13 protein-coding genes are annotated in these 12,645 nt (G+C 69.9%); 1 reads left to right on the top strand and 12 read right to left on the bottom strand.

The window, feature by feature from the left end:
• Positions 1–35: 35 nt before the first annotated feature.
• Positions 36–239, top strand: a complete 204-nt coding sequence (locus ACIBAG_RS10325; protein WP_399103149.1) for a hypothetical protein — start codon at positions 36–38, stop codon at positions 237–239.
• Positions 240–265: 26 nt separating this feature from the next.
• On the opposite strand, the gene ACIBAG_RS10320 is transcribed toward ACIBAG_RS10325, so the two are convergent.
• The 12 genes from ACIBAG_RS10320 to ACIBAG_RS10265 form a co-directional block, all read right to left on the bottom strand.
• Positions 266–679 (bottom strand): SHOCT domain-containing protein, encoded by a 414-nt coding sequence (locus ACIBAG_RS10320; RefSeq protein WP_399103146.1) that lies wholly within the window; start codon positions 677–679, stop codon positions 266–268.
• A gap of 15 nt (positions 680–694) precedes the next feature.
• Positions 695–1,315, bottom strand: coding sequence for a GAP family protein (locus ACIBAG_RS10315; protein WP_399103144.1), 621 nt, complete (start codon positions 1,313–1,315; stop codon positions 695–697).
• Positions 1,316–1,341: 26 nt separating this feature from the next.
• The gene (locus ACIBAG_RS10310) at positions 1,342–1,758 is read right to left on the bottom strand and encodes an SHOCT domain-containing protein (RefSeq protein ID WP_399103142.1); all 417 of its coding nucleotides are present in this window, start codon (positions 1,756–1,758) and stop codon (positions 1,342–1,344) included.
• Positions 1,759–1,848: 90 nt separating this feature from the next.
• On the bottom strand, positions 1,849–3,102 hold the full coding sequence (locus tag ACIBAG_RS10305; protein ID WP_399103139.1) for a hypothetical protein: 1,254 nt from the start codon (positions 3,100–3,102) through the stop codon (positions 1,849–1,851).
• A 101-nt stretch (positions 3,103–3,203) separates the two neighbouring features.
• Positions 3,204–3,623: a hypothetical protein gene (locus ACIBAG_RS10300; protein WP_399103136.1), complete on the bottom strand. Its 420-nt coding sequence runs from the start codon at positions 3,621–3,623 to the stop codon at positions 3,204–3,206.
• A gap of 160 nt (positions 3,624–3,783) precedes the next feature.
• Positions 3,784–5,220, bottom strand: coding sequence for a DUF2252 domain-containing protein (locus ACIBAG_RS10295; RefSeq protein WP_399103134.1), 1,437 nt, complete (start codon positions 5,218–5,220; stop codon positions 3,784–3,786).
• A gap of 147 nt (positions 5,221–5,367) precedes the next feature.
• Positions 5,368–6,360 carry a hypothetical protein gene (locus ACIBAG_RS10290; protein WP_399103131.1) on the bottom strand — a complete coding sequence of 331 codons (993 nt, stop codon included), beginning with the start codon at positions 6,358–6,360 and terminating at the stop codon, positions 5,368–5,370.
• Positions 6,361–6,552: 192 nt separating this feature from the next.
• Positions 6,553–7,575: a galactofuranose ABC transporter, permease protein YjfF gene (gene yjfF, locus ACIBAG_RS10285; RefSeq protein ID WP_399103128.1), complete on the bottom strand. Its 1,023-nt coding sequence runs from the start codon at positions 7,573–7,575 to the stop codon at positions 6,553–6,555.
• Positions 7,575–8,720 (bottom strand): ABC transporter permease, encoded by a 1,146-nt coding sequence (locus tag ACIBAG_RS10280; protein ID WP_399103124.1) that lies wholly within the window; start codon positions 8,718–8,720, stop codon positions 7,575–7,577. Before ACIBAG_RS10280 ends, yjfF begins: the two co-directional genes overlap by 1 nt.
• A complete protein-coding gene (locus tag ACIBAG_RS10275) occupies positions 8,717–10,249 on the bottom strand; it encodes a sugar ABC transporter ATP-binding protein (protein ID WP_399103120.1) in 1,533 nt (510 codons plus the stop codon). Before ACIBAG_RS10275 ends, ACIBAG_RS10280 begins: the two co-directional genes overlap by 4 nt.
• A 154-nt stretch (positions 10,250–10,403) precedes the next feature.
• Entirely contained in the window at positions 10,404–11,405 is a 1,002-nt protein-coding gene (locus ACIBAG_RS10270) for an ABC transporter substrate-binding protein (RefSeq protein WP_399103118.1), read from the bottom strand.
• 146 nt (positions 11,406–11,551) lie between these two features.
• Complete coding sequence (locus ACIBAG_RS10265; protein ID WP_399103116.1) at positions 11,552–12,598, bottom strand: LacI family DNA-binding transcriptional regulator; 1,047 nt, start codon at positions 12,596–12,598, stop codon at positions 11,552–11,554.
• Positions 12,599–12,645: the final 47 nt, after the last annotated feature.

The following is a 12,645-nucleotide window of genomic DNA, read 5'->3' as shown; positions in this document are numbered from 1 at the left end:
ATGCCGCCCGCCGCGTGGTCCCACAGCATGAGGACATGCGCTACGAGATCCGCGTCGACGGGCAGATGTCGGACGAGCTGACCACGGCGTTCCCCGAGTTGGACAGCTTCGTCGTCCCTCGCCAGACCGTGCTGTACGGCCAGGTCAAGGACGACTCCCAGCTGTACGGCCTGCTGGTGCGGTTCCAGTCGCTGGGCCTGCGCATCCTGGAGTTCCGCCGGCTTCCCGAGCCGGAGTGAGGCACGGCCCGCCGCCACCGTACGGCTCAGCCCGAGAGCACGATCGCCTTGGCCCGCTCGTACTCGTCATCGGTGATCTCGCCGTGGTCGTGCAGCCCGGCGAGCTTGGTCAGCTCGTCCGCCTGGGTCGGCCGGGCAGCCGTCCCGGTCGCGGGGGCCTCCGTGGCCGCCTCCCGGACGTAGGAGCGGAACGCCTGCTCCTGCTGCTGCGTCTGGCGTACGTCTCGTTCTCCCATGCCGCGTCCGCGGGCGATCAGGTAGACGAAGACGCCGAGATACGGCAGCACACAGACGAAGACCGTCCAGCCCGCCTTGGCCCCTCCTCCCATGCTGTGGTCCCGGAAGATGTCCCCGATGACCCGGAAGAGCAGCACGAACCACATGACCCACAGGAAGAACCAGAGCATGGTCAGAAACGCGTTGAGGAGCGGGTAGTCCATTGTTGCCTCCATTGCTCAGGCGAGGATCAGCACGATGAAGATCACGCAGACCACGATGTTGATCAGCCAGCTGTGGGTGTTCATCCAGTCGCGCACCTGCGGCATGGCGGCGGTCGCCCGGTGGTGGAACAGCAGTAGTGCCAGCAGCGGAAGCGCGGCGATGAGGACCGTCGCCGCGATGAACGGCAGCGCCTCGGCGAAGTTCGCCTCCGCCTGGGCCAGGTGGGTGCCCACCGTCAGCATGATGATGATGTCCGACGGCATCAGCAGGATGACCAGCAGCCCGACCTTGAGAGCCCGTTTGGGATCCGCCGACATGAGCGTGCCCAGCCATTTCGGGGGCTGGACGGTCTCCCGCCGGACCCAGTTCTTGATCGCGCCCGCCGCGAGCAGCCCGACCAGTACGTACTGGATGATCCTGCCGCTCGATCCGGAGTCCTCGGGGTCGCCGAGGTCGAACAAGGAGGCCAGGCCGAAGGCGATCGCGGTACCGACCGTCGTGGCGACGGCGACGCCGATGAGGAAGCCGAGCGACACCCGGACGGCCCGGGGTGCCGTGACGAAGATGATGGCCGACATGATCTGCGGGCCGACCATCATGGTCACGGCCAGTGGCAGCACATTCAGACCGTCCACAGCGGCATCCGCGTCGCGTCAGGAGCTCAGGAGGTCAGGACCTTGGACTTGGCCTGCTCGTACTCGGCGTCGGTGATGGCTCCCCGGTCGTGCAGCGCGGCCAGCCTGCCCAGCTCGTCGGCCTTGGCGCCCGGTGTCCTGGCGCCCTGCGTCCCGGGGCCCTCGGCGGCGGCCTGCCGGACGTAGGCGCGGAACGCCTGCTCGCTGTCCTGGGCCCGGCGCAGTTCGCGCTCGCCCATGCCGCGGCCCCGGACGATCAGGTAGGTGAGGACGCCGAGGAACGGCAGCACACACACCGTCAGCGTCCAGCCGGCCTTCGCCCAGCCGCTGAGCGCGTCGTCCCGGAAGACGTCCCCCACGACCCGGAACAGCAGCATGAACCACATGATCCACAGGAAGAACCAGAGCATGGTCAGGAAGACGTCGAGCAGGGGATAGTCCATGGTCGCCTCCGCCGGCCGACGGCCGCGACGACTGCGCGGCTCGTGGGGGTCCCGAGGCCTTCACCATCCACCGGGCCGGTCCGTGCGGCATCACCCCTCACGGGTGGGCCGCGACAATTCGACCCGGCCGCCGGCCGCGAGCAGCGCCAGGACCACGAGGACGGCGAGCAGGACGAGCGCGAACACCAGGACGCCGAGTGGCGTGGGGCGGTTCCACACCGCGAAGACGAACGCCAGGACCGCCAGGGCCGACAGGGCGATCGACCGCCGGTGGGTCTCGGCCCACACACCCGCACGTCCGGCCCGGATCTCGTGCCCGTCGGCCCAGGAGGCCACCGAGTCGGCGGTGCGGTCGCAGCCGCGGCGGATCGCCACGGGCAGCCGGCCGGGGCCGATCAGATAGGCGCCGAGCGCGACCACGACCCCGAGGACGATCGTCGTGACCAGGGCGTACTTGAGGAAGCGCAGCAACGTGTCGAAGACGGCCGCCGCGGCCGCGTCCGACTGTACGGCGGCCGGGAGATGGTCCAGGTAGAAGCGGCGTACGACGACCAGGGCGACGACCACCACCAGGCAGGCGAAGGCGGCGCCGAGCGCGGTGCGGGCGAGCACGCGCCGCCGCCGGCGGGCCAGCAGCACGCCGGCCGCGCCGATCAGCACCGTGAGGACGGGCAGCCAGTAGCCGACCTCGTCCAGCAGTTCCGCGCCGTCGCGGATCTTCTCCAGCTCCTCCGACTGGAACAGCACGAGCTGCTTGTCGACCTCGGGGATGTGCTCGGCGGGCGACAGGCCCGCGTCGACGAGCTGCTGTTTCACCTCTTCGACGACCGTGCCGACGTCGAGGGTCACCGTGCCGCCCGCGACGCCGACGGCGCCCCGGCCCTCTCCGGTGAGGGCGTGCACGACGGCGTTGTGGGCCCGCTCGTTGGCGTTCTTCCACGTGGTGGCGAAGGCGTCGCTGTGCACGATCCGGGTGACGACCCTGTTCACCGCGCCGTCCACGGCCGAGTCGATCTGCGGCCCGAGCCCCCGTACGGCCGCGGTGGCCCGGGGTGGCAGGCCCTGGGACTTCAGCCAGTCGGCGAGTTCCGCGGCGGCCTGGTCGCCGTCGATGCGGACGTCCACGGCCTGCGAGATGCGGTTGACGGCCGCGTCCTGGATGGCCGGCTCGGTGGCCAGCGGGGCGACCGTCTCGACATACCGGTCCGTGTCGAGCGCGATGTCGTGGACCCACACCGTGATCAGGGCGACCGGCACCAGGACACACGCGAGCACGATCAGCACCGCGGACGCCGTGGCCCGGGCGATGCCTCCGGGCGTGGAGGACTGGTGCGCGGTGCTCATGCGGACTCCAGGTCGGCCGGGGCCCCTCCCTCCCCTCCATTGCGTCCGCGCACCGACGCGAGGGCATGCCGAGCCGGTCCATACGGGCGAGCGACCTTCGGCTAATCGCCGTACGGCTCCCGCTTCACCACGCACAGCGCCCAGATGGTGAACGCGTACAGCGCGATCAGCGTGAGCGACCAGACCGGGTAGTACGGGATGGACAGGAAGTTGGCGATGACCAGGAGTGCCGCGATGCCGACGCCGACGACCCTCGCCCAGGTCTTCGCCGCGAACAGGCCCAAGCTCACGACCACGGCGATGGCCCCGAACAGCAGCTGGATCCAGCCCCAGCTGGTCAGGTCGAACTTGAAGACGTAGTTGGGAGTGGAGACGTAGACGTCGTCCTCGGCGATCGCCATGATCCCCCGGAAGACGTCGAGGATCCCGGCGATGAACAGCATCACTCCGGCGAACAGCGTCAGGCCGGTGGCAGCGACCTGCTTCCCCTCTCGATGACGGGGAGTAGCGGTGGTGGCCATGGCCGGCTCCTTTCCTCACGGGGCTGCGGCGCGCAGCCGTACACCACCGAGCCTGATCCACGAGGGGCACGCCCGTCGTCACCCTCCGAGGGTGAGGACGCCTCCGTCCCGCCGGCGCCGCTCGTCGCCGATGGACGACAGGTGCCGCAACCGCCCCGCGTCACACCGTCAGGTCGGTCCGGGCCGTGACGCGGCCCTCGGCGGCCGCCTCGGCCAGTGCCCGGTGGTCGCGTTCGTTCTGGTCGGCGTAGGACCGCGCGAACTCCGCCAGGGCCCGGTCGAAGGTGTCACCGCGGCCCAGGTAGGCGGCGATGGCGATGGGGTCGCCCGAGCGTGCGTGCGCCCGGGCCAGTGAGGCGCCGCACAGCCGGGCGAACCCTGCCAGGGTGCCGGCGTCCATGGTCTCGGGGCGGGCGATCCCCTTCCAGTCGCGCAACTGCCGTACGTAGAAGTCGCGTTCGCGGCCGTCGATGCCCGTGACGTGTTCCCAGCCGAGGAAGATGTCACTGGCCGCCTGCATGAGCCGCTGCCCGGCCACCACCCGCTCGCCCTGGTTCTCGTACGGGCTCGCCCCGCAGTACGGGGCCAGGACCGACTCGCCCGCCTCCTTGGCCTGGAGCAGGAGCGGGTCCTGGTCGTCGCGGCCCAGCAGCAGGACGATCCAGCAGCGAGTGCCGACGCTGCCGACCCCGACGACCTTGCGCGCCATGTCGACCACATGGAACCGGCCCAGCAGGTGACGGCGCTCCGGCGACAGACTGGACGCGTAGTCGGAGATCAGGTCCCGCAGGGTCTGCGCCAGGGCCTCGCCCCGCGCGCCGGGCAGCAGCTCCGTGAGAGGGGTGATCAACGGGGGATCCGAGATGATCCGGGGTGCGCCGTCCACCACCCGGGTCAGCTTCGCGGCCGCCTGCAGACCGGTGCGCGTGCGGGCCTTCGCCGCCGCCCGGGCGGCCCGCCGCTCGTCCTCCTCGGCCGGCGGCTCCGGCAGGAGCGCGGCGATCTGGTCGAAGTCGTCACGCGCGTACCAGATGTCGAGGGTGCGCAGCCCGGCGAACCCCCGCATCCGCTCGCGGTAGGACGCCACCGCGGCCCGGACGAGGGCGTCGCACCGCTTCGCCGGGAACCCGTTGGCCCGCCCGGCGATCACCAGGCTCGCGGCGAGCCGCTTGACGTCCCACTCGAAGGGGCCCGGCAGGGTCTCGTCGAAGTCGTTGATGTCGAAGACGAGATGGCGCTCCGGGGAGGCGAGGAGCCGGAAGTTCAACAGGTGCGCGTCTCCGCACAACTGGACGTACAGCCCGGAGTTCGCGCCGGCACCGAGGTCGGACGCCATGATCGCCGCCGCTCCCCGGTAGAAGCGGAACGGCGACTCGAGCATCCTGCCGTAGCGGACCGGGACCAGTTCGGGTACGCGGGTGGCGGACTGGCGCTCGATGATGTCGACGGGGTCCGGCCGTTTCTCGTCGGGCTCGTACACGGCATGGGCGGAGCGCGGCACGCGCGCGCGTGCCTCTTTGCCGAGTACCGCGCGCTCGTCCGGGGAGAGCACGCCGCCCTTCACCGGGGAGAGCGGACCGTCCTGCGTCGTGGCCATGACCGGACCTCCTCGCCCGCAGACCCGCAGGCCTCCATGCCCGCAGATCTCCACGCCCGCAGGGTCACAGCCGCGCGCCCCGGAGGGATCACCCGGAGCAGGTGATGTGGGGTCGACACAGGGGTGAGATTCGCTAAAGCGAACGGCTCACGCACACCACCACAGGAACCGGGTGCACGTCTCCGACGGCTCCGGGTCCGGGGTCGGGGCGGACGAGGTCGGTTCCTGCGTCGGCGCCTGGGTCTCCGGATCGGCGGTCTGCGGGGGTGCCGTGGTGGACGTACCGGAACCACCGCCGCCCGCGGTCGCCGACGGGTCGTCCGCGTCGGGGCTCTTGTCCGCGTCCTTCTTCTTGTCCTCGTCCTTCGGCGACTTCGAAGCCGAGGGAGAGGTCGACGGACCCGGCGACGGCGAGTCCGGGGCCGTCCCCGTCGTACCGTCCGTCGCCTCCGGGGACGCGGACACCTCGTCCGACGCCCCGCCCTCCGCCGACTCGTCCCCGGCCGCCGCCGGCTTGGGGCTGCTGCCCGGCGCGTCCAAGCCGAGCTCCGCGAGGCTCAGACCACCCGCGGCCAGCACGAACCCCGCGGCGACCAGCAGGGTCCGGCGACGGCGGCGACGGTGCGCGGCGGCCTTGCGATCGCGACGGCTCGTGCCCCCGGGCTCGGGCTCCTCGTCCAGGTCACCGTCGTCTTCGTGGGCGTACTCGGCGTACTCGGCGTACTCGTCTTCCTCGTCGTGTCCGCGCCCCCGCCCCCGGCCACGCCGCTGCGCCGCCCTCCGCGCGGCCCGCCCACCGACCGGCGCGGCCGACACGCCCGACGCGACCTGCGCATCCTCCGGCGCCTCGGCGGCGTCCACGGCCTCTTCGGAGCCACCGGCGTCGTAGCCCCCGGCGTCGTAGCCCTCGTCGGCGTAGCCGCTCCCGTACTCGCCGCCTCCGTACTCGCCGTTCCCGTACTGCCCGGCGTACCCCCCGTACGAGCCCTGGGCATGCGCACCCACAGCCCGCTCGGCCAGCTGCGGGTACGCCTCGCTCGGGGCGCCCGCGTGCGCGCGGAGTGTTTCGGCGGTGGCGCCGCACCCCGGGCAGGCAAGGGCGCCATTCAGGTGCCGGCGGCACGGGTGGCAGTAATCCATGGCGTGGGAAGAGTAGGTTCCGTTCGGGTCACGCGCCTAGACAGAGCTGTGAATGTTGTGTGATGAACTTCCTGTTCCGATGCGGCCAGTCGAGGGTCACGACTCCTCGACGACGTTACGGCGTCATCGGTGAGCGGTCCGTCCCAGCGCGTACGGGGACGGACCGCTCCGGCCCGCAGACGTCCTTGCGGCTCAGGTCCTCTTACGGGTCGTCATGACGCGCTGGATCAGGATGAACGCGCAGAGCAGCACACCGGTGGCGATCTTCGTCCACCACGAGCTGAGCGTGCCCTCGAACTGGATGATGCTCTTGATCAGGCCCAGGACCAGGACGCCGAACAGGGTGCCGATGACATAGCCGGCGCCGCCCGTCAGCAGAGTGCCGCCGATGACGGTCGCGGCGATCGCGTCGAGTTCCATGCCGACGGCGTGCAGCGGGTCACCGGACTGGATGTACAACATGAACAACAGGCCGGCCAGGGCCGAGCAGAAGCCGCTCACCGTGTACACGGCGATCTTGGTGCCGCCCTGCGGAAGACCCATCAGCATGGCCGACTGCTCGTTGCCGCCGATGGCGTACACACGGCGTCCGAAGCGGGTGTAGTGCAGCACGTAGAACGCGACGCCGATGACGACCAGGGCCGCGATCGCACCGATCGACAGCTCCCCCAGGCCCAGCGACACCCGCGTCTGGGCCAGGCTGCTCACCGAGGAGTCACTGATCGAGATCGACTCCTTGCTGATGACCAGGCACAGTCCGCGGAAGAGGAAGAGCCCGGCGAGGGTCACGATGAACGGCTGGATCTCGAAGTTCTGGATCACATAGCCCATCAGGAAGCCGCCGAACGCTCCGACGCCCAGGGCGAGCAGGGCGGCGAGCGGCAGCGGCACCCCCTGGCGCTCCACCAGCCAGGCCGTGAACATCGTCGTGAAGCCGATCAGCGAGCCGACGGACAGGTCGATGCCGCCGGACAGGATGACGAAGGTGACACCGACGGCGGCGACCAGCAGGTAGCCGTTGTCGATGAACAGGTTCAGGAAGACCTGCGGTTCGGCGAAGCCGTAGTTCTGGTAGCGGCTCAGGCCCGCGATGTACATCGCGAGGAAGAGCGTGGCGGTCACCAGGACGGGCAGCCGCCGGTCGCCCAGCAGCCGCGTGAGCTTCGACGTCGTAGGGCTGTCCGGTGCCATGGGGGTCCGGGTGGTCGCGCTCATCACGACACCTCCATCTTGGGGGCCGCCTCGGCGGTCGTGACGGTCTTCACCGGCGTCGCGGCGACGGCCGTACCGCCGTTCTTCGCACCGGACTTGGGGCCGAACTTGGTGCCGAAGACCTTCGCGCGGAACTTCGGGGACTGCAGGAGGCAGACGACGATGACGACCACGGCCTTGAAGACCAGGTTGGTCTGGGTCGGGACGCCGATCGTGTAGATCGTCGTGGTCAGGGTCTGGATGACCAGGGCCCCGATCACCGTGCCGCCGATCGAGAAGCGGCCGCCGAGCAGCGAGGTGCCGCCGATGACGACGGCCAGGATCGCGTCCAGCTCGATCCACAGGCCGGCGTTGTTGCCGTCCGCCGCCGAGGTGTTGGAGCTGATCATGAGGCCCGCGATGCCCGCGCACAGGGCACAGAAGACATAGACCATGATCTTGATGCGGCGGGAGCGGATGCCGACGAGGCGGCTGGCCTCGGCGTTGCCGCCGACCGACTCGACCAGCAGGCCGAGGGCGGTGCGGCGGGTCAGGGCGACGGTGACGGCCACGACGACCGCCACCACGAAGATGGAGAACGGCAGGGTCAGCCAGTAGCCGCCGCCGATCAGCTTGTACGGCTCGCTGTTGATGGTGATGATCTGGCCGTCGGTGATCAGCTGGGCGACGCCTCGGCCCGCGACCATGATGATGAGCGTCGCGATGATGGGCTGAATGCCCATCCTGGCGACCAGGAAGCCGTTCCACAGGCCGCAGACCACCGCGGCCACCAGGCCGAGGCCGATGGCGAGGAAGACTCCGGACAGGGCGTTCTGGTCGGCCTGGTCGCTGATGTACGAGCAGGTCAGGGCGCCGGTGATGGCGACGACCGCGCCGACGGAGAGGTCGATGCCGCCGGTGGCGATGACCAGGGTCATACCGACCGCCACCAGGATCAGGGGCGAGCCGAACAGGACGATCGAGACGAGGCTGCCGTAGAGGTGGCCGTCCGTCATCTTGATCGAGAAGAAGTCGGGGGTGAAGGGGACGTTGACGAGCAGCAGGGCCACCAGGACCGCCACCGGCCAGAACAGGTGGTGGGCCGTCAGCGCTCGCCAACGGGACGGCGTGGCTGTCTTGGCCGTCGGGGCTGCGGATGGGGTGCTCACTGGTGTTCTCCGCTCGCGATGGTCTCCAGGATCTTGCTGGTGGTGATCTCCGGCCCGTTGGTCAGCCGGGCCACCAGCTTGCGGTCGCGCAGCACGCCGATGGTGTGGCTGAGGCGGAGGACCTCCTCCAGCTCGGCCGCGATGTAGAGGACCGACATCCCGTCCTCGGAGAGGGACACCACCAGCTTCTGGATCTCCGCCTTGGCGCCGATGTCGATACCGCGGGTCGGCTCGTCGAGGATCAGCAGCCTGGGCTGGGTGATCAGCCAGCGGGCGAGCAGCACCTTCTGCTGGTTGCCGCCGCTGAGCTGGCCGACGCGGGCCTCGGGGTTGGCGGGGCGGATATCGAGGGCCTTGATGTACTTGGCGACGAGTTCGTCGCGCTGGGCGGCCGGGATGGGCCGGGTCCAGCCGCGGGACGCCTGGAGGGCCAGGATGATGTTCTCCCGGACCGTCAGATCGGGGATCAGGCCCTCGGCCTTGCGGTTCTCCGAGCAGAACGCCACGCCCGCGCCGATGGCGTCGTTGGGGGCGTTCATCGGGACCTGCCTGCCGTCCACGGTGACCTTGCCGCTGTCGGGCTGGTCGGCGCCGAAGAGGAGGCGGGCGAGTTCCGTGCGGCCCGAGCCGAGCAGGCCCGCGAGGCCCACGACCTCGCCCTTCTTGATCTCCAGATCGAAGGGGTCGATGCCGCCGGTGCGGCCGAGGCCGTCCGCGTGGAGCAGGGTCTCGCCGACGTCCGCGCGCAGTTGGTGCTCGTGCAGTTGCTCCAGCTTGTCCAGCTCCTTGCCGATCATCAGCTGGATCAGTCCGACCTGGTCGAGTTCGCTCACCAGGTGTTCGCCGACGAGCGTGCCGTTGCGCAGCACGGTCATGCGGTCGCAGATCTCGTAGATCTGGTCGAGGAAGTGGGAGACGAACAGGATCGCGACGCCCTCGTCCTTCAACCGCCGCATGAGGCGGAAGAGTTCGAGGACCTCGTCGCGGTCGAGGCTGGACGTCGGCTCGTCGAGGACCAGCACCTTCGTGCCGGCGCCTTCGCCGTCGCCGGTGCTCACCGACCGTACGATCGCGACCAGTTGCTGCACGGCCAGCGGGTACGACGACAGCGGGGCCGTCACGTCGATGTCGAGGCCGAGGCGGTCGACCAGCTCGGCGGCCTCCTTGCGCATCCGCTTCCACTGGATGCGGCCGAAGCGGGTGGGCTCGCGGCCGATGAGGATGTTCTCCGCCACCGAGAGGTTGGGGCAGAGGTTGACCTCTTGGTAGACGGTGTTGATTCCGGCCTGCTGCGCCTGGAGGGGACTGGCGAAGTGTACGGACTCCCCGTCGAGGTCGATGGTTCCGCCGTCCAGGGTGTACACCCCGGTCAGCACCTTGATCAAGGTTGATTTCCCGGCGCCGTTCTCGCCCATCAGGGCGTGGATCTCGCCGGGGAAGAGCCGGAAGTCGACGCCCGACAGAGCCCGTACCCCCGGAAACTCCTTGACTATGCCCGTCATCTCCAGGACGGGCCGCGGCTCTGGCATGGCAGCGCTCCTCATGGACTGCATGGATTCGTTTCACCCCGCAGGGAGCCCCGGGACCGGACCTGAGACCGGTTCGTGCGCGGGACCGGAGACCGGTCGCGCACAGGACCGCAGACCGGTCGTGCGGGGGCTCCCTGCCGAAGGGTGCGGTCGGTCAGTACTTGCGGGTGGGGAGGGCGTCCTTGGCCTGGTCCTGCATGAAGTCGCTCTCCTCGGTCTTGATCCAGCGCTCGACCTTCTCGCCCGCGTGGACCTTCTTCACGACGTCCATCAGCTGGGGGCCGAGCAGCGGGTTGCACTCGACGATCGCGTTGATCTTGCCTTCGGACATGGCGATGAAGCCGTCCTTCACGCCGTCGACCGTGACGATGAGGATGTCCTTGCCGGGCTTCTTGCCGGCCGCCTCGATGGCCTGGATGGCGCCGAGGCCCATGTCGTCGTTGTGCGCGTAGAGGACGTTGATGTCCGGGTTGGACTGCAGGAAGGCCGCCATGACCTGCTTGCCGCCGGCCCGGGTGAAGTCACCGGTCTGGCTGGCGACGATCTCCCAGTCGTCCTTGTGCTCGGCGTCCATGACCTCCTTGAAGCCCTTGGCGCGCTCGATCGCGGGGGCGGCACCGGTGGTGCCCTCCAGCTGGGCGATCTTCACCTTGCCCTTGTGGCCGGCCTTCTCCAGGACCTTCTCCAGGATCCTGGCGGCGCGGCGGCCCTCGTCGGTGAAGTCGGAGCCGACCAGGGTGACGAACAGGGACTCGTCGCTCTCGACGGACCGGTCGGTCAGGACGACCGGGATCTTCGCCGCCTGGGCCTCCTTGAGCACGGCGTCCCAGCCGGTGACGACCACCGGCGAGAAGGCGATGACGTCGACCTTCTGCGCGATGAAGCTGCGGATCGCGGAGATCTGGTTCTCCTGCTTCTGCTGCGCGTCGGAGAACTGCAGCTTGTAGCCCGCCTCCTTGGCGGCCGACTTCACCGACTCGGTGTTGGCGGTGCGCCAGCCGCTCTCCGAGCCGACCTGGGCGAAGCCGAGGGTGATCGCCTTGCTGCCGCCGGAGGAGGAGCCGGAGGGGCCGCCGTCCTCCTTGGCGCAGGCCGCCAGACCGGCCGTGGCCGCCACGCCGACCGCCGCGGTGAGGAAGTTCCGTCTGTTGAGCATGTGTCTTCTCCTTTGAAGAGCCGGCCCTGGGCGGGACCCGCTGGTACTCATGGGGACCGGCTGCACTGCGTCCAGCCTGTCGATCACTGTTCGAGATTTCGGTCGTGCTGTGGGGCCTGACAAACGGGTGATACGTGAGGAGCGGCTCAGCCGGGAGCGGTTCCCGGCTGAGGGTTGTACGGGAAGGTGCTGGCCCGTACGACGAGTTGGGGCTCGATGGCGATCCGGTCCGAGCCCGAGGGGGTCCGGCCCTCGATCAGGTCCAGCAGCAGAGCGATACCCCGTTGGCCGACCGCCGAGAAGTCCTGGCGGACGGTGGTGAGCGGTGGAGCGAAGAACTCCGACTCCGGGATGTCGTCGAAGCCGACCACCGCCACGTCCTGGGGAGTGCGCACACCCGCCTCCCGCAGGGCCCGCAACACCCCCAGTGCCATCTGGTCGTTGGCCACGAAGACGGCGGTCAGCCCCCGGCCCACCCAGCCGGCCAGTTCCTGGCCCGCACGGTAACCCGACAACGGGCTCCAGTCACCCCTCAGCGGCGCCGGCGGTTGCACACCGGCCTCTTCGAGGGTGGCCCGCCAGCCGGCGACCCGGTCGTTCGCCTCCTGCCAGTCCTCGGGTCCGGCGAGGTGCCAGACCGTACGGTGGCCGGCGGCCAGCAGATGGCCGGTGGCCAGCCGCGCGCCGAGGTACTGGTCGACGTTGGCACTGGGGATCTCCGCGCCGGAGCCGGTGCCCACGGCCACCACCGGGAAGGGGCGCCGGAGTTCGGCGAGGGCGCCGACCGCCGATCGCTGCGGGGCGATGGCGATCACCCCCTCCACTCCGCCTTCGCTGAGGTGGTCCAGGGCCTCGGAGAGTGTCTCCACGGTCAGCCTTCGCAGGGTGACCGTCGAGACGAGGTATCCCTCGGCCCGGGCGGCCTCCTCCAGCGCGAAGAGCGTACTGGCGGGTCCGTAGAGCGTGGTGTTGCAGGCGACCACACCCAGGGTCCGGGTGCGGCGAGTGGCCAGGGCCCGCGCCGAGGAGTTGCGGCGGTAGCCCATCTCCTCGATCGCACGCAGCACCTTGGCCCGTGTCTCCTCCCGCACATTGGGGTGGTCCCCCAGCACGCGGGACACGGTCTGGTGGGACACACCGGCCTGGCGTGCCACGTCGGCCATGGTGGGCGGCCGAAGCTGCGGGTGAGTCACAGCCACACCTCCCTGGCCGTCGTCTGCCGATAAGACCCGCGCCGGTG

Source organism: Streptomyces sp. NPDC051243, assembly GCF_044455405.1.
Lineage (GTDB): Bacteria > Actinomycetota > Actinomycetes > Streptomycetales > Streptomycetaceae > Streptomyces.
This window is presented reverse-complemented; position numbering and strand designations above follow the sequence as displayed.